General features: G+C 59.6%; 27 protein-coding genes. 15 read left to right on the top strand and 12 right to left on the bottom strand.

What is annotated here, in order from left to right:
* The first annotated feature begins 98 nt into the window (after positions 1-98).
* From CKW17_RS22970 to CKW17_RS23000, 6 genes are all read left to right on the top strand, one after another.
* The gene (locus CKW17_RS22970) at positions 99-1013 is read left to right on the top strand and encodes a branched-chain amino acid ABC transporter permease LivH (protein ID WP_095121858.1); all 915 of its coding nucleotides are present in this window, start codon (positions 99-101) and stop codon (positions 1011-1013) included.
* Between the two features lie 3 nt (positions 1014-1016).
* Entirely contained in the window at positions 1017-2318 is a 1302-nt protein-coding gene (gene livM / locus CKW17_RS22975; RefSeq protein WP_095047315.1) for a high-affinity branched-chain amino acid ABC transporter permease LivM, read from the top strand.
* Positions 2315-3187 (top strand): ABC transporter ATP-binding protein, encoded by an 873-nt coding sequence (locus CKW17_RS22980; protein WP_095121859.1) that lies wholly within the window; start codon positions 2315-2317, stop codon positions 3185-3187. Before livM ends, CKW17_RS22980 begins: the two co-directional genes overlap by 4 nt.
* Positions 3184-3900, top strand: a complete 717-nt coding sequence (locus CKW17_RS22985) for an ABC transporter ATP-binding protein (protein ID WP_007915900.1) — start codon at positions 3184-3186, stop codon at positions 3898-3900. Before CKW17_RS22980 ends, CKW17_RS22985 begins: the two co-directional genes overlap by 4 nt.
* An 839-nt stretch (positions 3901-4739) precedes the next feature.
* A complete protein-coding gene (locus CKW17_RS22995) occupies positions 4740-5504 on the top strand; it encodes an SDR family oxidoreductase (protein ID WP_095121861.1) in 765 nt (254 codons plus the stop codon).
* Positions 5505-5679: 175 nt separating this feature from the next.
* The gene (locus tag CKW17_RS23000; protein ID WP_095121863.1) at positions 5680-6585 is read left to right on the top strand and encodes a cation diffusion facilitator family transporter; all 906 of its coding nucleotides are present in this window, start codon (positions 5680-5682) and stop codon (positions 6583-6585) included.
* A gap of 95 nt (positions 6586-6680) precedes the next feature.
* Here CKW17_RS23000 and CKW17_RS23005 read toward each other — a convergent pair whose 3' ends face one another.
* The 7 genes from CKW17_RS23005 to CKW17_RS23035 all read right to left on the bottom strand — a co-directional run bounded on the left by CKW17_RS23005 (position 6681) and on the right by CKW17_RS23035 (position 11951).
* Positions 6681-7814 (bottom strand): AGE family epimerase/isomerase, encoded by a 1134-nt coding sequence (locus CKW17_RS23005; protein ID WP_095121865.1) that lies wholly within the window; start codon positions 7812-7814, stop codon positions 6681-6683.
* 182 nt (positions 7815-7996) lie between these two features.
* Positions 7997-8569, bottom strand: a complete 573-nt coding sequence (locus CKW17_RS23010) for a HupE/UreJ family protein (RefSeq protein WP_095121867.1) — start codon at positions 8567-8569, stop codon at positions 7997-7999.
* Between the two features lie 27 nt (positions 8570-8596).
* Positions 8597-9211, bottom strand: coding sequence for an urease accessory protein UreG (gene ureG / locus CKW17_RS23015; RefSeq protein WP_007915910.1), 615 nt, complete (start codon positions 9209-9211; stop codon positions 8597-8599).
* Positions 9212-9223: 12 nt separating this feature from the next.
* Positions 9224-9898 carry an urease accessory protein UreF gene (locus tag CKW17_RS23020; RefSeq protein ID WP_095121869.1) on the bottom strand — a complete coding sequence of 225 codons (675 nt, stop codon included), beginning with the start codon at positions 9896-9898 and terminating at the stop codon, positions 9224-9226.
* A complete protein-coding gene (ureE, locus tag CKW17_RS23025; RefSeq protein ID WP_095121871.1) occupies positions 9895-10395 on the bottom strand; it encodes an urease accessory protein UreE in 501 nt (166 codons plus the stop codon). The genes CKW17_RS23020 and ureE overlap by 4 nt, the downstream gene beginning before the upstream one ends.
* Before the next feature lie 300 nt (positions 10396-10695).
* Positions 10696-11328, bottom strand: coding sequence for a TetR family transcriptional regulator (locus CKW17_RS23030; RefSeq protein ID WP_077570695.1), 633 nt, complete (start codon positions 11326-11328; stop codon positions 10696-10698).
* Positions 11329-11483: 155 nt separating this feature from the next.
* Positions 11484-11951 (bottom strand): hypothetical protein, encoded by a 468-nt coding sequence (locus CKW17_RS23035; protein ID WP_095121873.1) that lies wholly within the window; start codon positions 11949-11951, stop codon positions 11484-11486.
* Between the two features lie 385 nt (positions 11952-12336).
* Between CKW17_RS23035 and CKW17_RS23040 the strand changes: the two genes are divergently transcribed.
* Positions 12337-14412 carry an AsmA family protein gene (locus tag CKW17_RS23040; protein ID WP_095121875.1) on the top strand — a complete coding sequence of 692 codons (2076 nt, stop codon included), beginning with the start codon at positions 12337-12339 and terminating at the stop codon, positions 14410-14412.
* A gap of 93 nt (positions 14413-14505) precedes the next feature.
* On the opposite strand, the gene CKW17_RS23045 is transcribed toward CKW17_RS23040, so the two are convergent.
* Positions 14506-15039 carry a bacterioferritin gene (locus tag CKW17_RS23045; protein WP_016985396.1) on the bottom strand — a complete coding sequence of 178 codons (534 nt, stop codon included), beginning with the start codon at positions 15037-15039 and terminating at the stop codon, positions 14506-14508.
* Positions 15040-15137: 98 nt separating this feature from the next.
* Complete coding sequence (locus tag CKW17_RS23050) at positions 15138-16073, bottom strand: LysR substrate-binding domain-containing protein (protein WP_095121877.1); 936 nt, start codon at positions 16071-16073, stop codon at positions 15138-15140.
* 120 nt (positions 16074-16193) lie between these two features.
* Here CKW17_RS23050 and CKW17_RS23055 point away from each other — a divergent pair, with 120 nt between their 5' ends.
* The 3 genes from CKW17_RS23055 (at position 16194) to CKW17_RS23065 (ending at position 18108) form a co-directional block, all read left to right on the top strand.
* Positions 16194-16832: an FMN-dependent NADH-azoreductase gene (locus CKW17_RS23055; protein ID WP_095121879.1), complete on the top strand. Its 639-nt coding sequence runs from the start codon at positions 16194-16196 to the stop codon at positions 16830-16832.
* Entirely contained in the window at positions 16833-17138 is a 306-nt protein-coding gene (locus tag CKW17_RS23060) for a multidrug efflux SMR transporter (protein ID WP_016985399.1), read from the top strand.
* Positions 17139-17229: 91 nt separating this feature from the next.
* Positions 17230-18108 carry a triacylglycerol lipase gene (locus CKW17_RS23065; protein WP_095121881.1) on the top strand — a complete coding sequence of 293 codons (879 nt, stop codon included), beginning with the start codon at positions 17230-17232 and terminating at the stop codon, positions 18106-18108.
* 109 nt (positions 18109-18217) lie between these two features.
* Here CKW17_RS23065 and CKW17_RS23070 read toward each other — a convergent pair whose 3' ends face one another.
* On the bottom strand, positions 18218-19105 hold the full coding sequence (locus CKW17_RS23070; protein WP_095121883.1) for a DMT family transporter: 888 nt from the start codon (positions 19103-19105) through the stop codon (positions 18218-18220).
* A gap of 96 nt (positions 19106-19201) precedes the next feature.
* On the opposite strand from CKW17_RS23070, the gene CKW17_RS23075 reads away from it, so the two are divergent.
* From CKW17_RS23075 to CKW17_RS23085, 3 genes are all read left to right on the top strand, one after another.
* A complete protein-coding gene (locus CKW17_RS23075) occupies positions 19202-19996 on the top strand; it encodes a helix-turn-helix transcriptional regulator (RefSeq protein ID WP_095121885.1) in 795 nt (264 codons plus the stop codon).
* Positions 19997-20059: 63 nt separating this feature from the next.
* Positions 20060-20365 carry a PsiF family protein gene (locus CKW17_RS23080; protein ID WP_038360460.1) on the top strand — a complete coding sequence of 102 codons (306 nt, stop codon included), beginning with the start codon at positions 20060-20062 and terminating at the stop codon, positions 20363-20365.
* A 329-nt stretch (positions 20366-20694) separates the two neighbouring features.
* The gene (locus CKW17_RS23085) at positions 20695-21708 is read left to right on the top strand and encodes an AI-2E family transporter (RefSeq protein WP_064388695.1); all 1014 of its coding nucleotides are present in this window, start codon (positions 20695-20697) and stop codon (positions 21706-21708) included.
* A gap of 112 nt (positions 21709-21820) precedes the next feature.
* On the opposite strand, the gene CKW17_RS23090 is transcribed toward CKW17_RS23085, so the two are convergent.
* A complete protein-coding gene (locus CKW17_RS23090; protein WP_095121887.1) occupies positions 21821-23089 on the bottom strand; it encodes an Hsp70 family protein in 1269 nt (422 codons plus the stop codon).
* 292 nt (positions 23090-23381) lie between these two features.
* Between CKW17_RS23090 and CKW17_RS23095 the strand changes: the two genes are divergently transcribed.
* Positions 23382-24332, top strand: a complete 951-nt coding sequence (locus CKW17_RS23095; RefSeq protein ID WP_095121889.1) for a DnaJ C-terminal domain-containing protein — start codon at positions 23382-23384, stop codon at positions 24330-24332.
* A gap of 23 nt (positions 24333-24355) precedes the next feature.
* Positions 24356-24661 (top strand): chaperone modulator CbpM, encoded by a 306-nt coding sequence (locus tag CKW17_RS23100; RefSeq protein ID WP_016984795.1) that lies wholly within the window; start codon positions 24356-24358, stop codon positions 24659-24661.
* A gap of 123 nt (positions 24662-24784) precedes the next feature.
* On the opposite strand, the gene CKW17_RS23105 is transcribed toward CKW17_RS23100, so the two are convergent.
* Positions 24785-25912, bottom strand: coding sequence for a sensor histidine kinase KdpD (locus CKW17_RS23105; protein ID WP_095121891.1), 1128 nt, complete (start codon positions 25910-25912; stop codon positions 24785-24787).
* Positions 25913-26190 lie beyond the last annotated feature (278 nt).

Genomic DNA, 26190 nt, shown 5'->3' on the forward strand with positions numbered 1-26190 from the left:
GTGGATCGTGGCTGACATTGCTCCGACGTAAATCTGTATTTTTCCTAGAAGAGCCGCACATCAAAGGTGTGCAGGTTCTCACTGCGTGAGATTGCGTTATGGATGGTATTTTCCTGCAGCAACTGGTCAATGGCCTGACCCTCGGGTCGGTCTATGGCCTGATCGCCATCGGCTACACAATGGTCTACGGCATCATCGGCATGATCAACTTCGCCCACGGCGAGGTTTACATGATTTCTGCTTACCTGGCGGCAATCAGTCTGGCTCTGCTGGCTTACTTCGGTATCGAATCTTTCCCGCTGCTGATGCTCGGCACACTGATCTTCACCATCGTCGTCACGGCGGTGTATGGCTGGGTCATTGAACGAGTCGCCTACAAACCCCTGCGCAACTCCACCCGACTGGCACCGCTGATCAGCGCCATCGGCATTTCCCTGATCCTGCAAAACTACGCACAGATCGCTCAAGGCGCCAAACAACAGGGCGTGCCAACCCTGCTGAGCGGTGCGTGGCGTGTCGACATCGGTACCGGTTTCGTGCAACTGACCTACACCAAAGTTTTCATTCTGGTGGCCGCATTCGTCGGCATGGGCCTGCTGACCTACATCATCAAGTACACCAAGCTCGGACGCATGTGCCGTGCGACCCAGCAAGACCGCAAGATGGCTTCGATCCTTGGCATCAATACCGATCGGGTCATTTCCTATGTGTTCATCATCGGTGCAGCCATGGCAGCGCTGGCCGGCGTACTGATCACCATGAACTACGGCACTTTCGACTTCTATGCCGGCTTCATTATCGGCATCAAGGCGTTCACCGCGGCGGTGCTTGGCGGGATCGGTTCACTGCCCGGGGCCATGCTCGGCGGGATCATCCTCGGCATTTCCGAGTCGCTGTTCTCCGGTCTGGTCAACTCCGACTACAAAGACGTGTTCAGCTTCTCGCTGCTCGTACTTGTTCTGGTCTTCCGGCCGCAGGGCCTGTTGGGCCGTCCTCTTGTGTCGAAGGTGTAAGCGATGTCTTCAACCACTCAAAAATCCATCGATATCAAAAAAAGCCTGGTTGAGGCGATTCTTGCCGGCCTGATTGCCCTGATCGTTTTCGGCCCGATTGTCGGCGTCGTGCTCGAGGGTTACAGCTTTAACCTCGAGCCGACCCGTGTGGCCTGGATCATCGGCATTGTCATGATTGGCCGCTTTGCCCTCAGCCTGTTCCTGCAAACGCCCAAGGGCCTGAAAATTCTCGACGGATTCGAGAGCACCGGCTCTGGTGTGCACGTGCTGCCTGCCGATCACAAATCCTCGCTGCGCTGGATCATCCCGCTGCTGATTGTGCTGGCCGTCATCGTGCCGTTTGTCTCCAACTCCTATCTGCTCGGCGTGGTCATCCTCGGGTTGATCTACGTGTTGCTGGGGCTGGGGCTGAACATTGTGGTCGGTCTGGCCGGTCTGCTCGATCTGGGTTACGTGGCGTTCTACGCCATCGGTGCCTACGGTCTGGCGCTCGGTTATCAGTACCTCGGTCTGGGCTTCTGGACGGTGCTGCCGCTGGCGGCGATCACTGCCGGGCTGGCCGGGTGCATCCTCGGCTTCCCGGTGTTGCGTCTGCACGGCGACTATCTGGCAATCGTGACTCTGGGCTTTGGTGAAATCATTCGCCTGGTCCTCAACAACTGGTTGTCGCTGACCGGCGGCCCTAACGGCATGCCGGCGCCGCTGCCGACGTTCTTCGGTCTGGAGTTCGGCAAACGGGCGAAGGATGGCGGGGTGCCGTTTCACGAGTTCTTCGGCATCGCCTACAACCCGGACGTGAAGTATTACTTCATCTACGCGGTGTTGTTCCTCGTGGTGCTGGCGGTGCTGTACATCAAGCATCGTCTGGTGAAGATGCCGGTCGGCCGCGCTTGGGAAGCCTTGCGTGAAGACGAAATCGCCTGCCGTTCGATGGGCCTCAACCACGTGCTGGTCAAGCTCTCGGCGTTCACCATCGGTGCATCGACCGCAGGTCTGGCCGGGGTGTTTTTCGCCACCTACCAAGGCTTCGTCAACCCGACCTCGTTTACCTTCTTCGAATCAGCGTTGATTCTTGCCATCGTTGTGCTCGGCGGCATGGGCTCGACCATCGGCGTGGTAATCGCCGCGTTCGTGCTCACCGTCGCTCCGGAACTGCTGCGCGGCTTCGCTGAATATCGCGTGCTGCTGTTCGGCATCCTGATGGTCTTGATGATGATCTGGCGACCACGCGGGCTGATTCGCATCAGCCGTACCGGGGTCACTCCACGCAAAGGTGCCATTCACTATGAGAGGACTGCGCCATGAGTGAAGTCGTACTCTCTGTTGAAAAACTGATGATGCATTTCGGTGGCATCAAGGCCTTGAGCGATGTCAGCCTGAAGGTCAAACGCAACTCGATCTTCGCCCTGATCGGCCCCAACGGCGCCGGCAAGACCACGGTGTTCAACTGCCTGACCGGGTTCTACAAAGCCACCGGCGGCAAGATCGAACTCAAGGTGCGCGGCCAGCAGACCAACGTCATCCAGTTGTTGGGCGAGTCGTTCAAACCGACCGATTTCGTCTCGCCGAAATCCTTCCTCAGCCGCATGTACTACAAAATGTTCGGCGGCACGCACTTGGTAAACCGTGCAGGCCTGGCGCGAACCTTCCAGAACATTCGTTTGTTCAAGGAAATGTCGGTGCTGGAAAACCTGCTGGTGGCGCAGCACATGTGGGTCAACCGCAACATGCTCGCCGGCATCCTCAACACCAAGGGCTATCGCAAGGCCGAAAGCGACGCGCTGGACTGCGCGTTCTACTGGCTGGAGGTGGTCGATCTGGTCGACTGCGCCAACCGTCTCGCCGGTGAACTTTCCTACGGCCAACAGCGCCGTCTGGAGATCGCCCGGGCCATGTGCACGCGGCCGCAGATCATCTGCCTCGACGAACCGGCCGCCGGCCTCAACCCTCAGGAAACCGAAGCGCTGAGCGCGATGATCCGGCTGCTGCGCGACGAGCACGATCTGACCGTGGTGCTGATCGAACACGACATGGGCATGGTTATGAGTATTTCCGACCACATCGTGGTGCTGGACCACGGCATCGTCATCGCTGAGGGCGGGCCTGAAGCGATCCGTAACGATCCGAAAGTGATTGCCGCCTATCTGGGCGCCGATGAAGAGGAGCTGGTATGACCCAACCGATCCTCGAACTCAAAGACCTCGACGTGTTCTACGGACCGATCCAGGCGCTCAAAGGTGTTTCGCTGCAGATCAATGAAGGGGAAACCGTCAGCCTGATCGGCTCCAACGGTGCCGGTAAATCAACGTTGCTGATGTCGATCTTCGGTCAGCCACGGGCGGCAGGCGGGCAGATCCTTTATCAAGGCGTCGACATTACCCACAAGTCCTCGCACTACATCGCCTCCAACGGAATCGCGCAATCGCCGGAAGGGCGGCGAGTGTTCCCCGACATGACCGTCGAGGAAAACCTGCTGATGGGCACCATTCCGATTGGCGACAAGTACGCCAAAGAGGATATGCAGCGCATGTTCACGCTGTTCCCTCGGCTTGAAGAGCGACGTAACCAGCGGGCGATGACCATGTCTGGTGGTGAACAGCAAATGCTTGCCATTGCCCGGGCCTTGATGAGTCGGCCTAAGCTGTTGCTGCTCGATGAGCCTAGCCTCGGGTTGGCGCCGATTGTGGTGAAGCAGATCTTCGCGACCCTGCGTGAGTTGGCGAAAACCGGCATGACCATTTTTCTGGTCGAGCAGAACGCCAACCATGCGCTGAAGCTGTCGGATCGCGCGTATGTGATGGTCAACGGCGAGATTCGCCTGACAGGTACCGGTAAAGAGCTGCTGGTGAACGAGGAGGTGCGTAACGCTTATCTGGGCGGGCACTGATTCCTCGACGTTATGCACAGCCCCGGCGACGCAAGTCCCGGGGCTTTTTACATCTCAAACCCACCACAAATCCCTTGTAGGAGTGAGCCTGCTCGCGATGGCGGTTTCCCATTCGCCATCACCGGTGACTGATACACCGCTATCGCGAGCAGGCTCACTCCTACAGTTGATCTGCGCCAGAATCCAGAATTGTGGAAAACAAATTCCCCAAGCTGCCAAAGCGCGACATATAGACGCTGCAAATGGCTGTTTTTCCACAGTTTTGACTTGTCCCCGTTTGCTGTGGAGCTGGCTGTGAATAACGTGGGTGTATCTGGCTGCATGCCTTTTAAACCGTGGCTTGCAAGCGTGTGGTTGTTTTTTGATCAGGCGTTTTTGCGAGGCTTGAAGTCTTCGTTGTCAACCTTTTTATAGAGGTGCCGGTAGCAGCTATCACCGGTGAGCGGGCCTGTGGATAAGTCTGTGATTAAACTCTGGAAAGACTGCGCTGAGGGCCGTAATTGCTGGCCTCGCGCAATCACTGTGCTGAGTGACCAGTCGTGCAAAATGCCATGTCCCGCACATCCACCACTTCAGGGTCAAGCAAAAAACTTTCTATTTCGCCCGCAAAGCCTTGCGTGGCGCGGCTTTGCGCGTTTGCACTTGCCCCCGGAAACTGTGGAAGGGACTGTGGATAACATGCGTGCACATGGCTACAGGCCACGGCGGCTATGGCGTTGGTATGGCTGGTCGTTTTTTGTACAGCTTGTGGGTGTTGCCCGTGAATGCGCGGGCGGGCATGCTGCCTGCTGATTTTCTATTCCAAGGGCTGCCCCGGCGGCCGAAGCAAGGAGAACACGATGTCCAACACCCTGTTTATCACCGGCGCGACGTCCGGATTTGGTGAAGCCTGCGCCCGCCGTTTTGCCGGGGCTGGCTGGAAACTGGTGCTGACCGGCCGTCGTGAAGAACGCCTGACCGCGCTGTGTGCCGAGTTGTCGAAGCAGACCGAAGTGCATGGTCTGGTGCTTGATGTGCGTGATCGCAAGGCGATGGAGGAGGCGATTGCCAATCTGCCGCCGTCGTTCGCAAAGCTTCGCGGGCTGATCAACAACGCAGGTTTAGCGCTGGGCGTGGACCCGGCGCCGAAGTGCGATCTGGACGATTGGGACACCATGGTCGACACCAACGTCAAAGGCCTGATGTACGCCACTCGCCTGCTGCTGCCACGCCTGATCGCCCATGGTCGTGGCGCCGGCATCGTCAACCTTGGCTCCATCGCCGGCAACTATCCGTACCCGGGCAGCCATGTGTATGGCGCGACCAAAGCGTTCGTTAAGCAGTTTTCGCTGAACCTGCGTTGCGACTTGCAGGGTACCGGTGTGCGGGTCAGCAATATTGAGCCGGGGCTGTGCGAAAGCGAGTTCTCGCTGGTGCGTTTCGCTGGCGATCAGGAGCGTTACAACGCGACTTACGCCGGTGCCGAGCCGATCCAGCCACAGGACATCGCCGAGACGATTTTCTGGGTGATGAATGCGCCGGCGCACATCAACATCAACAGCCTGGAATTGATGCCGGTGAGCCAGACCTGGGCTGGTTTTGCCATTGAGCGGAACAAGGCTTAAGACCGCGCGGAAGCCATTCGCGAGCAGGCTCGCTCCCACATTTGATCGCGGTCTCATGTGGGAGCGAGCCTGCTCGCGAAGAGGCCAAAAAGGCCAAAACAGGGCGATAAGGTAAACTCCCCTCGCAACAACCCAACCGCACCCCGCGGTTTTCAAGGTTTTTCGAGGAGTCAAAGTGAGTAACCGAGGTGAGCAGGCACTGCTCAAACAATCGACCATTCTGATGTTGGCTGTGGCGATTGCCGGGATCGTCACCGGTTTTGTTTCAGGTTCGCAATCCATCCTGTTCGATGGTTTTTTCTCGCTGATCGCAACGTTCATCAAAGTCCTGATGCTGATCACTGCCAAGCTGATCGCCAAGCAAAGCAATCACCGTTTCCAGTTCGGTTTCTGGCATCTGGAACCGATGGTGCTGCTGATTGAGGGCAGCTTCCTGATGTTGATCGCGATCTACGCGTTTCTCAACGGCGTGTTCGGCATCATCAACGGTGGCCGCGACATCGAGTTGGGGCTGGTGATCATTTATGCCGCGGTGTTTACCGTGGTCGAATTCGCCTACTTCTTCTACGTCCGGCAGCGCAATCGCAGGCTCAAATCCAGCCTGATCCAGTTCGACAACATCAGTTGGTTGGTGGACGCGATGCTGTCCGTGGGCCTGTTGATCAGTTTTCTCGCGGCGCTGCTGCTCAAGTCTCAGGGCTATGGCCAGTGGGCGGTGTATGTCGACCCGCTGATCCTGATCGTACTGGCGCTGACCATGTTGCCGCCGGCGTTCAAGATCCTTGGGCCGGCGCTACGCGATGTCTTGGGGATCGCCCCGGACACGCTGGATGATCAGGTGCGACAGGTAATGGACGCGGCGAAAACCGAGCATGGTTTCGACGATTACGTGTCGTACGTGCAGAAGCACGGACGGGCACGGTTTATCGAGATTCATGTGGTGTTGCCGGCGGATTATGCGCTGAGCCATGTCGGACAGCTGGATGCGTTGCGCGAGGAGATTTCGGCGAAGCTGGGCAAACCGGATGCGGCGCGCTGGTTGACCATCAGCTTTACCGGGGACAGGAAGTGGATCGCCTAGCGACCGCGTAACGGCTAATCGCGAGCAGGCTCACTCCTACATTTGGAATGCGTTCCCCTGTAGGAGTGAGCCTGCTCGCGATAGCTATTTATCCATCAGCGAAGATATTCAGCCAGACCGTGGTAACAAGTCGCCAAGTGATAAGGCGTAGTCGAAGGCATGTCCTTGCGGCTCACTTCGCCTAACTCATCCCGGCACTCATGCCAGCCACCCGCATGCAGAAACCGCTGCTGCAACGCCTGCAACTGGCGCAGTACCACCGCTTCACTGCCCTGACGCAAGGTCAGCGCGCGCAGATATTCCGCCTGAGCCCAGATCCGCTGAGTCGAGTCGCGCGGGCGTCCATTCGTTTCCAGATCGAGCATCGCCCGCACCGCGCCGGATGACTGCACCACACCGTATTGCTCGGTGAAGGCAAACGCCCGATCCAGCGCCGCATGCAGTTTCGAACCCCGCAACAACGCAGACGATTCCAGCAGGAAATACCATTCGAACTGGTGTCCCGGCTCATACCAGTTATCCACAGCGCCGAGCGGCTTTTCCATCAACACGCCGTATTGCGGGTCGACGAACTGCTTGTGCATGGCTGTGCATAACTCCAGCAATGCCTTTTGCGTCTGGGCATCTTCGCGAACCGCCAGGGTGGCGAGGAACGCTTCGGCCAGATGCATCAACGGATTCTGCAGCGGACCGGTTTGCAGGGTAATCCAGTCGCGTTCCAGGCAGGCTTCGTACAAGCCATCACCGGTGGCAAAGCGCCGGCCAATGATTTCCAGCGCCGCATTCAACGTCGACTCGACCAGCGAATCGCCGGACTTTGCCCAGTAATGCGCGCAGGCAAACAGGATAAAGGCGTGGGTGTAGAGATCCTTGCGCTGATCCAGCGGCTTGCCCTGCGCATCGATGCTGTAGAACCAGCCGCCGTGTTCGGCATCGTGAAAGTACCGTTGCAAGGAGCGGAACAGCGCTGCCGCGCGTACGTCAGCGTTATCCACAACCCCGATCAGACTGGAAAACAGGTACAGCTGCCGTGCGCAGGCCATTGCCCGGTAGCGCTGCGGTGGCAGCGGCTGATGCGTGGCGTCCAGCGCCTCAAAGGGCAGCGCCATGTCGGCGTTCCAGCCCGGGCCTTGCCAGAGGGGCACGATCACGTCGACGAAGTGCTGTTGCACATCGCGAAACAGGGCGGTCAATTCAGGCAGGGAGGTGGAGCGGGAAGCGTGGGGCATGGGCGGACGTCGTCACGGGCTGGGGCGATTGCGCGACATGGTAGCAGAGAGACCGGCCTGAGCGATGTGGTGTCTGTCAGTCCGCCTTCGCGAGCAGGCTCGCTCCCACAGTGGATTTGCAGCGTACACAAAACCTGTGGGAGCGAGCTTGCTCGCGAAGGGGCCAGTTCAGACAATAAAAACTAGCCTGCGAGCAACCAAACTCCAGTCGCCGCCGAAGCCGCGCCCGCCAAGCGTACCAGCGGCGCCGCTGCCTGAGGCAGGAAACGCACCACGGCATAACCCGCCGCATGCAGTGCGGCTGTCGCAGCGACAAAACCCGCCGCATACGCCCAAGGGCTACTCATGTCCGGCAGTTCCAAGCCGTGCGCCACGCCATGGAACAGCGCAAACAGCGCCGTCGCCACCACCGCCATGACCAACGGCGGACGCACCGCCAGTGCCACGGCCAAGCCCAGCGCCAGCACCGACGCAGCAATCCCGCTTTCCAGCGCCGGCAGTTCCAGCCCTTCAAACCCGAGCATGCCGCCAATCAGCATGGTGCCGACAAATGTGCACGGCAGTGCCCAGCGCGCCGCGCCTTGCTGTTGCGCGGCCCACAGACCGACAGCGACCATCGCCAACAAATGGTCGAGTCCACCGATCGGGTGACTGATACCGGCGATCAAACCACTGTCGCCATGACCTGGGTGAGCGAAGGCCAATGCTGGAGTCAGCAGCAGCGCCACGGCGCCAAGAATGCGTTTGAGTGTCATGGATGAGCTTCCTTGTTGATCAGTGAATCAGGCTGCGGTCAGCAGGCCCTGGCGTTCGATGAAGGCGATGATTTGTTCCAGGCCTTGACCGGTTTTCTGATTGCTGAAGACGAACGGCTTGCCGTTGCGCATGCGTTTGGTGTCGCTGTCCATCATCTCCAGCGAGGCGCCCACCAGCGGCGCGAGGTCGATCTTGTTGATCACCAGCAGATCGGATTTGCAGATGCCCGGCCCGCCCTTGCGCGGCAGCTTGTCGCCGGCCGAGACGTCGATCACGTAGATGGTCAGGTCGGACAGTTCCGGGCTGAAAGTCGCCGAGAGGTTGTCACCACCGGATTCCACCAGAATCAGATCCAGCCCCGGAAAACGCCGGTTCAGTTGATCGACTGCTTCCAGGTTGATCGAGGCGTCTTCGCGGATCGCCGTGTGCGGGCAGCCGCCGGTTTCCACGCCGATGATCCGCTCGGGCGCGAGGGCTTCATTGCGCACGAGAAAATCGGCGTCTTCGCGGGTGTAGATATCGTTGGTGACCACGGCGAGGTTGTAGCGCTCGCGCAGGGCCAGGCACAGGGCCAGGGTCAACGCGGTTTTGCCGGAACCGACCGGGCCGCCGATGCCGACGCGCAGAGGTTGTGTGTTCATCGAGTGTTTCTCCTAAGAACGGAAGAGGCGGCTGTACTGGCGCTCATGGGCCATGCACGCCAGGGACAGACCGAACGCGGCGCTGCCCATGTGTTCGGGGTTGATTCGGCTGGCGTCCTGCTGCGCTTGTTGCAGCAGCGGCAGCAGTTCGCTGGTCAGGCGCTGGGCGGCCTGCTGGCCCAGCGGCAGGGTTTTCATCAATACGGCGAGCTGGTTTTCCAGCCAGCTCCACAACCACGCGGCGAGGGCATCCTGCGGGCTGATGCCCCAGGCGCGTGCGGCCAGCGCCCAGCACAGGGCCAGATGCGGTTCCGTGCATTGATCGAGAAAGTCGCGCGCCGGCGTGTCGAGTTCAGGCAAACCATTGAGCAATTGCTGCAACGAATAGCCCATCTGCCGGCTCTCCAGATGCAACTCGCGAGTCTCGCGGCTGGCGCGGTGGCTTTCGCAGAGGATCAGCAACTCGCTCCAGTTTTCATCCGCCGCCGCCTGACAATGCGCGAGCAACAGCGGCGCTTCAAAACGCGAAAGATTGAGCAGCAACTGATCGCTGATCCAGCGGCGGGCGTCGTCCGGTTTTTTCACCCGGCCGTTATCCACAGCCATTTCCAGGCCTTGCGAATAGCTGTAGCCGCCAATCGGCAGTTGCGGACTGGCCAGGCGCAGCAGCGCCCAGGCCGGATTCACAGGCGTACGCCGAACTGATGGAGTTTCGGCGCGTAATTGAAGTCTTCGTCGCCGTGGCGTGAATGGTGATGGCCGCCGCCATAAGCGCCGTGCTCGGGCTGGAATGGCGCTTCGATCGCTTCGACCTGTGCGCCGAGTTGTTCAAGCATTGCTTTGAGCACGTAGTCGTCGAGCAGGCGCAGCCAGCCATCGCCAACCTGTAGAGCCACGTGGCGGTTACCCAAGTGATAAGCGGCGCGGGTCAGTTCGAAAGCGTTGGCGCAGGTGACGTGTAGCAGTTGCTCGGGTCGAGCGCAGACGCGGACGATACGGCCGTCCTCGGCTTGCAGGCACTCGCCATCAAACAGTGGCGGCTGACCGCGCTCCAAAAACAACCCGACGTCTTCGCCCTCGGCACTGAAACAGCGCAAACGGCTTTTGCTCCGCGCTTCGAAGGTCAGGTGCAACTCGGCGGCCCAGACGGGTTGAGGGTCGATTCTGCGGTGAATCACCAGCATCGGAAAGCTTCCAGCTATGGACAATACTCTGGCTAGAGCAAGGGCCTTGCCAATCGGACGAGATGTAGGAAATCCCTGTCGGAGCGTAGTGAATGTTTCAAGATGTTGCGGGAATATGGAAGGTTTTGGTGCGTGAAGAATTTTTTATGCACCAAATGGAGGCTGATGCGCCGAACCTCTGTAGGAGTGAGCCTGCTCGCGATAGCGGAGTGTCAGTCAGCAAATATGTAGCTGATAAACCGCTATCGCGAGCAGGCTCACTCCTACAGGGGACCGGATGTATCAGTAAGGAAGAGGGAATTACTCGGTACTGCCCAGGCCTTGCCAATGCTTGAGGCCAATAAAGATAAAGCGCAGTTGCTGGGTGATCTTCGCCTGTGGCGTCAGATGCTCCGGCAGGGCTTCGGCGGGCGGATCGATGATGTCGGGGAGGGTGGCGAATACCGATTTGACGATCAGGTCAGCCATCACGCTCAGGCCCTCGGCGTCCAGATGCTGAAGCTTGGGCATCATTGTCAGGTCAGCAGCCAGGTCGGAACTGATGTTCTCGCGCAACCGCCCTATCGCCTGACGCACCGGCAGCGAACCGCCGTATTGCTCACGGGCGAGAAACAGGAATTGCGAGCGATTGGCGCTGACCACGTCGAGGAAGATCCGCACCGAAGCATCAATAATGCCGCCCATGACGAATTCGTTGTGCCGTACCAAGCGGATGGTTTCACGGAAGGTCTGGCCGACTTCGCTGACCAGCACCAGGCCCAGCTCATCCATATCGGCAAAATGCCGGTAGAAACCGGTGGGCACGATGCCGGCGGTTTTGGTCACTTCGCGCAGGCTCAGGCTGCCGAATCCTCGGCCGCTTTCCATGAGGTGGCGGGCAGCGTCCATCAAGGCGTTGCGGGTCTGTTGTTTCTGTTCGGCGCGGGGCAGCATCGCAGGAGGTGTTCTTTGGCAGGACAAGCGCCGCACTCTAGCAAATCGGCTTTGTCGGCGTCGAACGGGAGGGCATGCAGCGAAAGATTTTATCGGGCCGGAAAAGTCAAAAGCCCAATCCGGTGATTGGGCTTTTTTTCGAGGCCGCCATGGGCTTAGCTCAAGGCACTGTTGCGTTCGATCACACGGTCACCACCACCTTCGGCAAGGGTTTGGCCTTGTGGAGTGCGGTCGCCACCGTCGGAAGCGAGGGTCTGGCCTTGTGGAGTACGGTCGCTACCATCGGACGCCAAGGTTTGGCCTTGTGGCGTGCGTTCGGTGCCGTCAGATGCCAAGGTCTGGCCTTGTGGAGTGCGATCGCTACCGTCGGACGCCAGAGACTGTCCTTGTGGAGTCTTGTCGTAGCCGTCTTGAACCAGACCTTTCTCTTCCAGACGATCACGGCCGCCTTCAGCCAGAGTCTGACCTTGTGGAGTGCGGTCGCCGCCATCGGCAGCTACGGTTTGGCTGAACACCGAGTGGCTGGATTTCACTTGCGGAGTAGCTTGATCGGCAGCCGGCAGGGCGAACGCAGTGCTGGCCAGCATCGACAGGGTAAGGCTAAGCAGTAATTGGCGTTTCATGATGGGTTGCTCCTTGGGAGGGCGATAAAGTGGGTACGAGGGCAATGCTACTCTCGATAAGTCGATATAAAAGTTCATAAACGCAATGGTAATAATCAACAGAATTGATTGTTCTGCCGGGAGGCTCTAGATCGGGCCTTTGCGGGCGACGGTTTTGCACCGGGGTGGGTATTTTCGACTCACTCGCGCCTCGCAAAAGTGCGGGTCGTGGTAACACCGTTCGACTGATCGGTCAGATTTCGCGCGGCTTTTTGCGCGGTAATTGGCCTTTCGATTAAACCTGCGGCTGGTTTGCCAGTCGTAGATTTCATGAGGGCCGCTTTGGCCCGCCGTTTCAGCCGTGCGCCGCAGTCTTTGCGTGCGGTCGTGATCAGGAGCTTTGTGCATGACGCGCACTGGAAAAATCTTCAGCTGGACCTTCGCCATCCTCGTGCTGCTACTGGCTGTGCTGGTATTGATCATCGTGTTCTTTGACTGGAACCGGATCAAACCGCCGCTCAACGCCAAAGTCTCGGAAGAACTGCACCGACCGTTTGCCATCAATGGCAACCTCGCGGTGATCTGGCAGCGCGAGCCGGACGAGGGTGGCTGGCGTGCGTGGGTGCCGTGGCCGCATGTGGTCGCTGAGGATTTGAGCCTGGGCAACCCGGACTGGTCGAAAAAACCGCAAATGGTCACGCTCAAGCGCGTTGAGCTGCGTATCTCGCCATTGGCGCTGTTGGCGCAACGGGTGGTGATTCCACGCATCGACCTGACTGAACCCAATGCCGAGTTGCAGCGCCTGGCCGATGGCCGCGCCAACTGGACGTTCAACTTCGACCCGAAAGATCCGAACGCCGAGCCGTCGAATTGGGTGGTCGACATCGGCGCCATCGGTTTCGACAAGGGCCACGTCACCCTTGACGATCAGACGCTCAAAACCAATCTCGATGTGCTGATTGATCCGCTGGGCAAACCCATCCCCTACAGCGACATCGTCGGTGCCAAAGCGGCGAAAACCGTGCAGGACAAGGGCGGCTCACCGCAGGATTATGCGTTTGCCTTGAAGGTCAAAGGTCAATACCACGGCGAGAAACTCAGCGGGCAGGGCAAGATCGGCGGTCTGCTCGCCTTGCAGGACGCGAGCAAGCCCTTTCCGTTGCAGGCGCAGGCGAAGATCGGCGACACCAGCATCGAACTCGCCGGCACGCTGACTGATCCGCTCAACCTCGGCGCGCTCGATCTGCGCCTGAAACTGGCCGGTGCCAGCCTCGGCAATCTTTATCCACTGACCGGCGTGACCCTGCCGGACACGCCGCCGTATGCCACCGACGGCCATTTGATCGCCAAGTTGCATGATGAGGCCGGGGCGAAATTCACCTATGAACAGTTCAACGGCAAGATCGGCGGCAGTGATATCCATGGCGACCTGACCTACGTCGCCAGCCAGCCTCGGCCTAAACTCAGCGGCGCGCTGCTCTCCAATCAACTGCTGTTCGCTGACCTCGCACCGCTGATCGGCGCCGATTCCAATGACAAGCAAAAGGCCCGCGGTGGCGAGAGCAAACAACCGGCGGACAAGGTGCTGCCGGTAGAAGAGTTCAAGACTGATCGCTGGCGCGCGATGGATGCCGACGTCGAGTTCACCGGCAAGCGCATCGTCCACAGCGAGAAGCTGCCGTTCAACGACCTCTATACCCATCTGAAACTCAACGACGGCGAACTTAGCCTCGAGCCACTGCGTTTCGGCGTGGCGGGCGGCAATCTCGATGCACAGATTCGCCTCAACGGCCGCACCGAACCGCTGGAAGGCCGGGCCAAACTGACCGCCCGCCGGTTCAAACTCAAAGAGTTGTTCCCGACCTTTGAGCCGATGAAAACCAGCTTCGGTGAGCTCAACGGCGACGCCGACATCAGCGGGCGCGGCAACTCGGTGGCCAAGCTGCTGGGCGGTGCCAACGGCAAATTGAAGATGCTGATCAACGATGGCGCGATCAGCCGTGAGCTGATGGAACTGGCCGGGCTCAACGTCGGTAACTATGTGGTCGGCAAGATCTTTGGCGACAAGGAAGTGAAGATCAACTGCGCGGCGGCGGACTTCGACATCAAGAGCGGTCTGGCGACTACGCAGCTGTTTGTCTTCGATACCGAGAACGCGATCATTTATATCGACGGCACGGCGAACATGGCCACCGAGCAGCTTGACCTGACCGTGACGCCGGAATCAAAGGGCTGGCGTTTGATTTCCCTGCGTTCGCCGCTGTATGTGCGGGGCAAGTTCATCAAGCCGGATGCGGGCGTGAAGGCCGTGCCGTTGCTGCTGCGCGGGGCGGGAATGGTTGCTCTAGGTGTGATCGCTGCGCCGGCGGCGGGGCTGTTGGCGCTGGTGGCACCGAGTGGCGGTGAGCCGAATCAGTGTGCGCCGTTGCTGGAGCAGATGAAGGCGGGCAAGGCGCCGGTCACGGTCAAACCTACCAAGTAATCTTCAGCGTTAATAAAGACGCCATCGCGAGCAGGCTCACTCCTACATGGGAACGCATTCCAAATGTAGGAGTGAGCCTGCTCGCGATAGGGGTTACAGATCGTTCAGGATGTCAGCCATGTCATCGGCATGCTCTTCTTCCTGCGCCAGGATATCTTCGAAGATACGCCGCGTAGTCGGGTCTTTCTCGCCGATGTACTGGATGATCTCGCGATAGCTGTCGATGGCGATCCGCTCGGCCACCAAGTCCTCGTAAACCATTTCTTTCAGGGTTTCCCCGGCCACGTATTGCGCGTGGGACATCTTCGACAGCATGTCGGGGTTGAACTCGGGCTCTCCGCCCAATTGCACAATGCGCTCGGCCAGGCGGTCGGCGTGCTGGGCTTCCTGAGTGGCGTGCTCGAGAAACTCTTCGGCGGCCACATGGGCTTTAACACCATTGGCCATGAAGTAGTGGCGCTTGTAACGCAATACGCAGACCAGTTCAGTGGCCAGCGATTCATTGAGCAAGCGCAGCACCTCTTCACGGTCGGCGCTGTAGCCCTCGGTGACGGCGCCGTTCTCGACGTGTTGGCGCGCACGGTCGCGCAAGGTTTGAACATCTGACAGATGCAGGTCGTCGCTCATTTCGATCTCCTGGAGGCTAATCCGATGGGCGCCACGTTCTGCGGACGCGGTCGCTACCTAAGCTGTGAGTCATGAGCGTTGCAAAAAGTTTTATCGGTTTACGCAACCCCTGCAGGAGCTGCCGAAGGCTGCGATCTTGGCGCCAGCCCGGACAAAACTGCCTCCCCCCGCAACCAGGCAAAAAACGCCCGCACCGGCGGATGCCGCTCGCGCCCCGGCACGCACAACGCGCTGTAGCCGGCGCCATCGACTTGAACCTCACCCTTGTACGGCAGCAACAAACCGCTGGTGACGCTCTCCGACACCAGAATATTGCTCGCCAGCACCAGCCCTTGTCCGGCGATTGCTGCTTGCAGGGCGTAGTGCTCCTCATCGTATTCGCGGACTGCCGGTTGCTGGTTCAACCAGTTTTCGTCGGCCTTGGCGCACCACGCCTCCCAGCCATGGGCATACAGTTTCGAGTTGTGCCAGCGCACGCTGATCAACGTTGGCGTGCGCCGCGCGGCCAGTGCCACTTGCTCGGGCGAGCCGTACACGCCGAACGACTCATCGAACAGGCACAGGCCATAGAGGTTCGGGTAATCGTCGAGGCTATAACGCAAAACCAGATCGACACTGGCGTCCTGATGCAGATCGATGACTTCGCAGTGGGTGTCGAGGCGCACGTTGATGTTTGGATGCTGGGCATAAAAACGCCCGAGGCGCGGCACCAGCCACAGCGCCGCGAAGGCGGCGGTGGTCGATAGCGTCAGCGTGCTGGCGTTGCGCTGCGGGCGCAGGGTGTCGACGCTTTGCGCCACCTCCAGTAAGGCACCGTGCAGGCTGCGAAACAGGCGCTCGCCGCCTTCGGTCAGGCGCACTTGGCGTGGCAGGCGCTCGAACAACGCGACGCCGAGCCAGTCTTCCAGCGAACGGATCTGGTGCGATATTGCCGTAGGCGTGACCGACAGCTCTTCGGCGGCAGCCTTGAAGCTCAGCAATCGTGATGCCGATTCAAAGGCGCGCAGGGCGGTCAGCGGTAGCGAGGCGAACATTTAAAACTCCAAGGATGAAATGAATTCATCCCGACTGATTTTTGCTCATTTGAGGCCTGAGCGTGACGCCTGCAATCTGCAGCGACACAGCCATTAAAGTCTAGCCTCAAGGAGTTTCAGATGAGCAAAATTCTTGCGATCCATGCCAGCCCGCGTGGCGACCGTTCCCACTCGCGGCGCCTGGCGGAACATTTTCTCAGTGCCTGGCAGGTGCGTCATCCGCAGGCGCAGCTGACTCGCCGCGAGGTCGGGCGGGCGCTGATTCCGGCGGTAAACGAAGCCTTTGTCGCTGCAGCGTTTTATCCACAGCCTGAAGCACGCCCACTGTCGATGCAGGCCGATCTGGCCCTGAGCGATCAACTGGTCGGCGAGTTGTTCGATCACGACCTGCTGCTGATTTCCACGCCGATGTACAACTTCAGCGTGCCCAGCGGCCTCAAGGCCTGGGTCGATCAGATCGTGCGCCTGGGCCTGACTTTCGATCACACGCTGGACAATGGTGTCGCCCAATACACTCCGCTGTTGCAGGGCAAGAAGGCGTTGATCGTCACCAGTCGCGGCGGTTTCGGTTTCGGCCCGGGTGGTGAACTGGAAGCCTTGAACCACGCCGATCCATGGCTGCGCACGGCGCTGGGTTTCGTCGGTATCAACGACGTCACGGTGGTCGCGGCCGAGGGCGAAGAGTCCGCCGAACGCACCTTTGCGGTGTCGGTGGCCGAGGCCGAGCAGCGTTTGCTCGACCTCGCCCGGGTGTTTTAGGTGGCCTGGCTGTTCCTGCTGATCGCCGCCGGGTTTGAAGTGACCTTCGCCATGGGCATGAAGTACGCCGAAGGTTTCACTCGGCTCTGGCCCTCGCTGATCACGGTGATTGCGGCGGTCGGCGGGATTTATTTCCTGACCCTGGCGATGCGTGAACTGCCGGTGAGCATCGCCTACCCGATCTGGACGGCGATTGGCTCACTGGGTACGGTGTTCCTCGGTTTTGCCCTGCTCGGCGAGAGCCTGACGCTGGTCAAACTGCTTTCGGTAGGGCTGATTGTGGCAGGGGTGGTGGGCCTGAAGTAGGCTGGTCGTTGAGTTGTCATCATCAGGGAGGATGCTTGGCGGGCGTTTTGCACACCTTGCATCCACTCACCGACCACAAGGATGTTTGCCCATGTCGACGCGTTATCCACTGGTGCTGGTGCCCGGCATGCTCGGGTTTATCCGGCTGGTCCTCTATCCGTACTGGTACGGCATCATCAAGGCGTTGCGCCGCAGTGGTGCGACAGTGATCGCGGTGCAAGTGTCGCCGCTCAACTCTACAGAGGTGCGCGGCGAGCAATTGCTGGCGCAGATTGATGAGATCTTGCGCGAGACCGGGGCGCAAAAGGTCAACCTGTTCGGCCACAGTCAGGGCTCGCTGACGGCGCGCTATGCGGCGGCGAAACGGCCGGATCTGGTGGCTTCGGTGACATCGGTGGCCGGGCCGAATCATGGCTCGGAGCTGGCTGACTATCTGCAGAAACACTACCCGGCGGACAGCGCCAAGGGCCGCCTGCTGGAAGCGTTGCTGCGTTTTGTCGGCTGGCTGATGGCGCTGTTGGAGACCGGTTACCACGGGCCGAAACTGCCGGTGGATATTCACGCCTCGCACCAATCGCTGACCACTGAGGGCGTGGCGCTGTTCAATCAGCGTTATCCACAGGGGTTGCCTGAAACCTGGGGCGGTCACGGGCCGGAGGAGGTCAACGGCGTGCGCTATTACTCATGGTCGGGAACGTTGCAGCCGGGCAAGACCGATCGTGGCGGCAATCTGTTCGATGGGACCAATCGCAGCTGTCGCTTGTTTGCGAAAACCTTCGTGCGTGAGCCGGGGCAGTGCGACGGGATGGTCGGGCGCTACAGCTCGCATCTGGGCACGGTGATTGGCGATGACTATCCGTTGGATCACTTCGACATTGTCAATCAGTCGCTGGGGCTGGTCGGCAAAGGTGCGGATCCGGTGCGGCTGTTTGTCGAGCATGCGGCGCGGCTGAAGGCTGCAGGCCTTTAGGATCAAAAGATCGCAGCCTTCGGCAGCTCCTACAGGTTCGGTGTCGAACACAAATTTTGTGAACGCCCCGAACTCATGTAGGAGCTGCCGCAGGCTGCGATCTTTTCCATCAGGCAACGCTGATCCGGCGGCCCAACACGGTGGTCCAGCGCTCGGAAAGAATCACCCCACCCAAGGTCAACAATCCCCCGACCAAGTGATACATCGCCAACTGCTCCTTCAACACCACCGCCGCAATCAGCGCGGTAATCAACGGCAGCAAGTTAAAGAACAACGTCGTGCGGCTCGGACCGAGACGCTGCACAGCCTGCATCCACGCCAGCGGCGCGAGCATCGACGCCAACAGACACGCATACAACACCAGCGGAATGTTCTGCAGTGTCAGCCCGGTCTTTGGCGAAGCGGCGTACAGCGGAAACAACACGACAATCGCCACCAGCACCTGCAAGTACAGCAACACCAGCGGCGGCAGGCGCAGCTGCCATTTTTTCAGCAAAGTGCTGTAGATCGCATAGGCCAGGGTCGCGATCAACATCATCGCATCGCCCATGTTCACGCCGTGCTGCAGCAACGCGCCGAGGCTGCCGGACGACACCACCACCAGCACACCGGCAAACGACAACACGGCACCGACCAGCGCGCCGGCGGTCAGGCGCTGCCCGAGGCTGATGATCGCCATGGCCAGCGACATCAACGGCATCAGCGACAGGATGATGCCCATGTTGGTCGCGGTGGTCAGGGTTGCGGCGAAGTAGGCGAGGCTTTGATACACCGCCATGCCGAGTACGCCGAGGATGAAAATCTTGCCCAGGTTCGGGCGGATCTGCGGCCAGTGCGCGATCACCGCTTTGAGCATGAACGGGGTGAACAGCAAACCGGCGAGCAGCCAGCGGTAGAAACCGATCTCGGCGGGAAAAATTGCCCCGACCGCCAGTTTGTTGATCACGGTATTGCCGGCCCAGATAAAAATCGCCAGCAGCGGAAACGCGTATTGCATGAGTCGAAACCAGTACGTTGATGAAGGGCAATTATCCCTTGTCTGGATGCAAGCCTATACTGCGAACCGGACAACCTGCCTCTGAAACCGGACAGCATGAACAGTAAACACATCGATCTGCTGGATTTCAGCGAACTGCCGTCGGCGGTGTACTTCCGCTACGCCGATTTCAACGCCCATGAATACGCCGCGCCGCACCGCCATCCGTGGGGCACGCTGGAATACGCGGCGCACGGCGTGCTGCACATGGACGTCGACGGCAGCCGCTTCATGTCGCCGCCGCAATACGCGGTGTGGGTGCCGCCGCAGGTCGAGCACAGTTTCTACAGCCATCAACCGGTCAACTATCGCGCGGTGTGCCTCGACCCCAAGGTCTGCGCCGAACTGCCGAAGCGCGCCTGTACTCTGGCGATCAGCGACATTCTCAAGGCGATTCTCAAGGACTTCGCCGCCCGTGACGTGAAGATTCCCGAACTCGATGCCGATCAGCGACTGGCGCAGGTGTTGGTCGATCAACTGCAACAGGCCCCAGTGCATGAGTGTTATCTGCCCTACGCCAGTAGTCCGGGATTGCTGGCAATCCTCGAAACCTTGCAGGCCGAGCCGGGCAACAATCAGCCGCTGGCGCATTGGGCGATGCAAGTGCATGTCAGCGAACGCACGCTGGCGCGGCAATTCGTTCGGGAGCTGGGAATGAGTTTTGGCGAGTGGCGCCAGCGTCTGCGTTATCTCGCCGCGATCGAGGCGCTGGAAACTTCGCGCAGCGTGCAGGAAATCGCTTTCGATCTCGGTTACAGCAGCGGCTCGGCATTTATCGCCATGTTCGCGCGGCAGGCGGGGTGCACGCCGGAGCAGTATCGCCGTAGCCATCTGGAAGGCAGGAAGGTGTAACAGGATTTGGCTACACTCCAGCAGAGGCCGCCCCCATCGGTGCGGCGCCAAGGAGAAAACTCCATGAAGATGTTGCGTGTGCCGTTGTTGATGATTGGTTTGCTCCTGTGTTCCCAGGGTTTCGCCGCCACGGCGCAACAGAACAAAATGACCACCTGCAATGCCGATGCGACCGCCAAGAGTCTGAAAGGCGATGAGCGCAAAACCTTTATGAGCACCTGCCTCAAGGCAACGCCAGCGGCCAACGATGCCAAGGCCCTGACCCCGCAGCAGCAGAAAATGAAGACCTGCAACGCCGATGCCGCCACCAAAGCCCTGACCGGCGATGCGCGCAAGACCTTCATGAGTGATTGCCTGAAGAAAAAATAACCTGGTTCTGTGGGGTGACTGGTTTAGGCGTTCGCTTGAGATTTGCCCTCACCCTAACCCTCTCCCAGAGGGAGAGGGGACTGACCGCGGTGTTTTCAGATATCCATCGACCTGAACTATCCGGCCGATTCTGAATTCAATACAGCACTGGCAGGTCACCGGATTTCTTCGCCATTCCTTGATCGGTCCCCTCTCCCACCGGGAGAGGGCTAGGGTGAGGGCTGGATCTCAAGCCGTGCAGCAAAACCCGAAACACCGCATATACCTAGTGCTCCCCCGGGAACGCTGGCAGACTGCCAATCCTTTTACGCCGTTCGTTTTGAGGCTGTATGCCAACGTTTTCTGAGCGTCATGTAGTGTTCTGGGTCAGTTGCATCATCATTTTCGGCGGTTTGCTGCTGGTGCTGCCGCTGCGCTTGCTGCCCAGTCTGTTGGCCGGTTTGTTGGTCTATGAGCTGGTCAACATGCTCACTCCGCAACTGCAACGGCTGATCGAAGGCCGACGCGCGCGGTGGCTGGCGGTGGCGTTGCTGGGGACGTTGGTCGTCAGCGTTCTGGCGCTGATCTTCGCCGGCGCGATCAGTTTTCTCCTGCACGAAGCAGAAAACCCCGGCGCGTCACTCGACAAGTTCATGGGCGTGGTCGATCGCGCACGCGGGCAGTTACCGCCGTTCATCGACGCCTACCTGCCGGCCAGTGCTGCGGAGTTTCGCGTGGCGATCGGCGAGTGGATGAGCAAGCACTTGTCCGACCTGCAACTGGTCGGCAAAGACGCGGCGCACATGTTCGTGACATTGCTGATCGGCATGGTCCTCGGCGCGATCATCGCCTTGCAGCGCATCCCCGACGTGACCAAACGCAAACCGTTGGCCGCGGCGCTGTTCGACCGTTTGCACCTGTTGGTGCAGGCGTTTCGTAACATCGTTTTCGCGCAGATCAAGATTTCCCTGCTCAACACCTTCTTCACCGGGATTTTCCTCGCAGTGATCCTGCCGATGTTCGGCATCAAGCTGCCGCTGACCAAAACCCTGATCGTGCTGACCTTCCTGCTCGGCCTGTTGCCGGTGATCGGCAATCTGATGTCGAACACGCTGATCACCATCGTCGGCCTGTCGCTGTCGATCTGGGTGGCGATTGCTGCGCTGGGTTATCTGATCTTTATCCACAAGCTCGAGTACTTTCTCAACGCGCGCATCGTTGGCGGGCAGATCAGTGCCAAGTCGTGGGAGTTGCTGCTGGCGATGCTGGTGTTCGAGGCCGCGTTCGGCCTGCCGGGGGTGGTGGCGGGGCCGATTTATTATGCGTACCTGAAGAGTGAGTTGAAGCTGGGAGGAATGGTTTAACAGCAGCTTCGAGTTGCAAGCTTCAAGCTACAAGTAAAAGCAGAAGCGAGAGCGCAGTGGCTCTTGCTTTTGCTCTTACTTGCCGCTTGCCGCTTAAAGCTTGCAGCTGCCGTTAAACGCCATAGCGTTTCATCGCTTCAATCGCCAATCCGCTACCAATGCTGCCAAAGATATTCCCTTCGACATGCCGCGCATTCGGCAGCATCGCCGACACGCTATTGCGCAGCGCCGGAATCCCGCTCGAACCGCCGGTGAAGAACACCGTGTCGACCTGATCCACCGCCACACCGGCATCGTTCAACAGCTGCGTAACACTGCCGCGCACCCGCTCCAGCAGCGCATCAATCGCCGATTCAAACAGCGCGCGAGTCAGTTCCACGCTCAGCCCGGCTTCGATCCGGTCCAGCGGCACATGGCGGCTGTCGGTATGAGTCAGCTGGATTTTGGTCTCTTCGACTTCCATCGCCAACCAGTGGCCAGCGCGCTGTTCGATCAACTTGAACAGGCGATCGATGCCGCCAGTGTCTTCGATGTCGTAGCGCATGCTGCCCAGGGCCAGGCTGGATTTCTGCGAGTACACCGAGTTGATGGTGTGCCAGGTCGCCAGGTTCATGTGGTGGCTGGTCGGCATGTAGGCGCCGCTTTTCATCCGGCTGCCGTAGCCAAACAGCGGCATCAGGCCTTGCAGGCTCAACTGCTTGTCGAAGTCGGTCCCGCCGATGTGCACGCCGCCGGTGGCGAGGATGTCGTCGTGACGGTTATCGAAACCGCGACGCTCCGGCGACAGGCGCACCAGCGAGAAGTCGGAGGTACCACCGCCGATGTCGACGATCAGCACCAGCTCTTCTTTCTCGATGGTCGACTCGTAGTCGAAAGCGGCGGCAATCGGTTCGTACTGGAAGGAGACTTCCTTGAAGCCGATCTTCTTGGCCACGTCGACCAAGGTGTCTTCGGCTTCCTGGTCCGCCAGCGGATCGTCATCGACGAAGAACACCGGGCGACCGAGCACCACTTGTTCGAATTCCCGACCAGCGGCGGTTTCCGCGCGGCTCTTCAACTGGCCGATGAACAGGCCGAGCAAGTCCTTGAACGGCATTGCGGTGCCGAGGACGCTGGTGTCGTGTTTGATCAGCTTGGAACCGAGCAGGCTCTTCAACGAGCGCATCAGCCGGCCTTCATAGCCTTCCAGGTACTCGTGCAGCGCCAGACGACCGTACACCGGGCGGCGTTCCTCGATGTTGAAGAAGACCACCGACGGCAGGGTGATCTTGTCGTCTTCCAGCGCGATCATCGTTTCCATGCCGGGGCGCAGCCAGCCGACGGTGGAGTTGGACGTGCCGAAGTCGATGCCGCAGGCACGGGCTGGAGAGGCGTCTTTCATGTCTTTCGGTTCCGGTCAAAAAAACGGCCGCGCAGTGTATGTCAGTGCGCGCCAGATTCGAAGGCCGGTCATCTGCTATTTCACGACTAAACTGCCTTGAAACCTCAAGCTTTGCCCCAAACTTGCTGGCATGGGCCGGCAGAACCACCGGCGGTCGCAAGAACCGCCGTCCACTGCCGATAAACTTCTGCTGCGCCACCCGGTCACAAACTTGAGATCGGTCAACCCGGCACGCGCGAATCGGCGCATGCTGGCATCGGCGCGAAATCGATAACGGATGGTGATTCCTTCAATGGACTTCAAAGACTATTACAAGATACTCGGCGTGGAGCCGACAGCAGACGACAAGGCAATCAAGGCTGCCTATCGCAAGCTGGCGCGCAAATACCACCCCGATGTCAGCAAGGAAAAGGACGCCGAGGCCAAGTTCAAAGACGCCTCGGAAGCCTATGAAGCGCTGAAAAGCGCCGACAAACGCGCCGAGTACGACGAGCTGCGCCGTTATGGTCAACATGGTCAGCCGTTCCAGGGACCACCGGGCTGGCAGAGCCGTGGCGGTTTTGGCGGTGGCGGTGGCGACACCGGCGACTTCTCGGACTTCTTCAGTTCGATCTTCGGCAATCGCGGCCCCGGTTTCGGTGGCGGTGAAGGTCGGCAGCAACGCAGTGCAGGGCGCCGAGGACAAGACGTGGAAATGGAACTGCCGATCTTCCTCGAAGAGACGCTGGCGAACGAGTCAAAGAAAGTCACCTTCCAGGTGCCGCAATACAACGCCAACGGCCAGCACGTCAGCAACACCAGCAAAAGCCTGAACGTGAAGATCCCGGCGGGCGTGACCGACGGCGAGCGCATCCGCCTCAAAGGCCAGGGTGCACCGGGCGTCGGTGGCGGGGCGAATGGTGATCTGTACCTGACCATTCGTTTTGCGCCGCACCCGAAATTCGATGTCGAAGGCGAAAACCTGATCATCACCCTGCCACTGGCGCCGTGGGAACTGGCGCTGGGTGCCGAAGTGGCGGTGCCGACCCTGACCGGCAAGATCAACCTCAAGGTCCCGGCCGGCAGCCAGAATGGTCAGCGCATGCGCGCCAAAGGTCATGGCCTGAAAAACAAGGCCGGCGAGCGCGGTTATCTGTTCGTGCAACTCAAAGCCGTGATGCCGAAAACCTCCGACGACGAGGTCAAGGCGCTGTGGCAGGAACTGGCAAAGAAAGCCGCGTTCAATCCGCGAGAGAACTTCTGAACCCGACGACGGAGTAGCCCATCATGAGCAGCCCCCTGATCGTTCAACTGGACCTGGCAGAATTCTGTGAGGCGGCCGATTTGTCGGACGTCTACGTGATCGAAATCGTCGAGCACGGCATCCTCGAACCTCAGGGCGCGCAGCCCCGGGAGTGGCGCTTCACCGATTACGAATTGGCCTTGGCCAAACGCGCCGCCAAGTTGCGGCGCGATCTGGAGCTGGAATGGGAAGGTGTCGCCCTGGCGCTGGATCTGCTGGAAGAAGTCCGCGAGCTTCGTGCCGAGAACCGCATGTTGCGGCAACGGTTGGGGCGGTTGGTAGTTGAGTAGATAGCCTGATGTTTTCCGGTTGGTTGATCGGGCCTCTTCGCGAGCAGGCTCGCTCCCACAGGAATACGCATTCCAATGGGGGAGCGAGGTTGTTCGCGAAGAACGATAACGCGGTATCGCTGGCTACACCCTCTTGGGCAACACCACGCTGAACCGTGTCCCGTCAGCCTCATTCGAGCTGACTTCAATCGTCCCGCCATGAGCGTTGACCACTTCCCTGACGATAAACAATCCCAACCCCAGGCTGGTCGAAGGCTGCCCCGGTTCTTCATCGGCGCTGCGCACCAACGGGTCGAAAATAGTCCCCAGCGTCTCTTCCGGAATCGGTGTGCCGAAGTTATGCACCGACAGGCACACCGCGTCCGCTTCCTCCTGCAACGTCAACGTTACCTGCTGTGTGTTCGAGCCATGCTGCAACGCATTGCCGATCAGGTTCTGCAGCAATTGATCGATACGCCCCGCGTCCCACACACCTCGCGTATCGCCGTGAACGTGCAGCACCGGCGAGCAATGCGGGTTGCCGGCGCAGGCTTCGGCAATCGCCGCCTGCGCCGCCTCGGCCAGATCCATCGGGGCCGGCTCGATCGGCAGGCTTTTACCGAGACGACTGCGCACCAGCTCCAGCAAATCACTGATCATTGCCGCCATGTGCCGGACGCTGCGTTTGATGTTGTGAGCGCATATCAGCGCTTCGCCCTCGAGCGTGGATTTGCGCAGCAACAGGTCGTTGGACATGCCCACCGCCTGCAACGGTGCGCGCAGGTCATGGCCGAGTATCGCCAGGAATATATCCCGTGAACGGTTGACCTGTTCAGCGTAGGCCGCCGTCGACTCGGCGAGCGCTTCATCAATGGCTTCATTGAAGCGGATCATGTCCTGAACGCAGGCCATGTCCGGTGATTCAAGGCTGTCGACCCAACGCCGAATCACACAGGCACGCAAGTGACGAAATTCCGAGGTCATCTGTACCAGGTCGAAACCGACAGTGTGGCGCAGCTCGCCATGACTGGCGCCGGCCTGGTCCAGACTCGGGGTCATTTCCGGACCTTCACCCTTGGCTTTGGCCGCTTGCTCCTGCGCTGTCTGTGGTTTGCTCATGTCTCGTGCGGCGGCCAGCAAAATAGCTTTGGCGTGGTCACGTAGTGCAGTGGCGTCCAGATAATCGGCAGCGGGGGTAATGGTGGCTGCAAATTCCTCCCAGTCATCGACGATACAGTCCACGTGCTGCCTGATGAATTCGGATAGACGCATGGCCGGTTCCTTTCTGGAGAGTCTCGCGATACTAGTCTCTTTGCCCGACGGTAAAAACTACCGTTCAGGGGTGTGTCTTGCAGACTGGATGGCGAGTTCGTTGCTACTGATTTTTCTGCTTGTGAAATTCGCTACTCAGTTAGCCCGGTACGCGGCTATTAACAATATTCCGGTTTTTAATTTCTTTTGCCAACTGCATAGTCTGGTCGGGCCTGTGGTGGAGAAATGGAACTCTCCCTTCAGGGCACCATGCAAAAAAGTCACAGATTCAGGTTTCG

The organism is Pseudomonas sp. Irchel s3f10 (genome assembly GCF_900187515.1).
Taxonomy (GTDB): Bacteria; Pseudomonadota; Gammaproteobacteria; order Pseudomonadales; family Pseudomonadaceae; genus Aquipseudomonas; species Aquipseudomonas tensinigenes.

Bases quoted from the DNA above. Each gene is read 5' to 3' on its own strand.
- CKW17_RS23100 (WP_016984795.1), top strand. From the start codon at position 24,356: ATGAGCAGCCCCCTGATCGTTCAACTGGACCTGGCAGAATTCTGTGAG.
- CKW17_RS23055 (WP_095121879.1), top strand. From the start codon at position 16,194: ATGAGCAAAATTCTTGCGATCCATGCCAGCCCGCGTGGCGACCGTTCC.
- CKW17_RS23095 (WP_095121889.1), top strand. From the start codon at position 23,382: ATGGACTTCAAAGACTATTACAAGATACTCGGCGTGGAGCCGACAGCA.
- CKW17_RS23090 (WP_095121887.1), bottom strand. From the start codon at position 23,089: ATGAAAGACGCCTCTCCAGCCCGTGCCTGCGGCATCGACTTCGGCACG.
- CKW17_RS22995 (WP_095121861.1), top strand. From the start codon at position 4,740: ATGTCCAACACCCTGTTTATCACCGGCGCGACGTCCGGATTTGGTGAA.
- CKW17_RS23035 (WP_095121873.1), bottom strand. From the start codon at position 11,951: ATGAAACGCCAATTACTGCTTAGCCTTACCCTGTCGATGCTGGCCAGC.
- CKW17_RS22970 (WP_095121858.1), top strand. From the start codon at position 99: ATGGATGGTATTTTCCTGCAGCAACTGGTCAATGGCCTGACCCTCGGG.
- CKW17_RS23040 (WP_095121875.1), top strand. From the start codon at position 12,337: ATGACGCGCACTGGAAAAATCTTCAGCTGGACCTTCGCCATCCTCGTG.
- CKW17_RS23045 (WP_016985396.1), bottom strand. From the start codon at position 15,039: ATGAGCGACGACCTGCATCTGTCAGATGTTCAAACCTTGCGCGACCGT.
- CKW17_RS23070 (WP_095121883.1), bottom strand. From the start codon at position 19,105: ATGCAATACGCGTTTCCGCTGCTGGCGATTTTTATCTGGGCCGGCAAT.
- CKW17_RS23105 (WP_095121891.1), bottom strand. From the start codon at position 25,912: ATGCGTCTATCCGAATTCATCAGGCAGCACGTGGACTGTATCGTCGAT.
- ureG (WP_007915910.1), bottom strand. From the start codon at position 9,211: ATGAACACACAACCTCTGCGCGTCGGCATCGGCGGCCCGGTCGGTTCC.
- CKW17_RS22980 (WP_095121859.1), top strand. From the start codon at position 2,315: ATGAGTGAAGTCGTACTCTCTGTTGAAAAACTGATGATGCATTTCGGT.
- CKW17_RS23065 (WP_095121881.1), top strand. From the start codon at position 17,230: ATGTCGACGCGTTATCCACTGGTGCTGGTGCCCGGCATGCTCGGGTTT.
- CKW17_RS23005 (WP_095121865.1), bottom strand. From the start codon at position 7,814: ATGCCCCACGCTTCCCGCTCCACCTCCCTGCCTGAATTGACCGCCCTG.
- livM (WP_095047315.1), top strand. From the start codon at position 1,017: ATGTCTTCAACCACTCAAAAATCCATCGATATCAAAAAAAGCCTGGTT.
- CKW17_RS23030 (WP_077570695.1), bottom strand. From the start codon at position 11,328: ATGCTGCCCCGCGCCGAACAGAAACAACAGACCCGCAACGCCTTGATG.
- CKW17_RS22985 (WP_007915900.1), top strand. From the start codon at position 3,184: ATGACCCAACCGATCCTCGAACTCAAAGACCTCGACGTGTTCTACGGA.
- CKW17_RS23075 (WP_095121885.1), top strand. From the start codon at position 19,202: ATGAACAGTAAACACATCGATCTGCTGGATTTCAGCGAACTGCCGTCG.
- CKW17_RS23080 (WP_038360460.1), top strand. From the start codon at position 20,060: ATGAAGATGTTGCGTGTGCCGTTGTTGATGATTGGTTTGCTCCTGTGT.
- CKW17_RS23085 (WP_064388695.1), top strand. From the start codon at position 20,695: ATGCCAACGTTTTCTGAGCGTCATGTAGTGTTCTGGGTCAGTTGCATC.
- ureE (WP_095121871.1), bottom strand. From the start codon at position 10,395: ATGCTGGTGATTCACCGCAGAATCGACCCTCAACCCGTCTGGGCCGCC.
- CKW17_RS23050 (WP_095121877.1), bottom strand. From the start codon at position 16,073: ATGTTCGCCTCGCTACCGCTGACCGCCCTGCGCGCCTTTGAATCGGCA.
- CKW17_RS23010 (WP_095121867.1), bottom strand. From the start codon at position 8,569: ATGACACTCAAACGCATTCTTGGCGCCGTGGCGCTGCTGCTGACTCCA.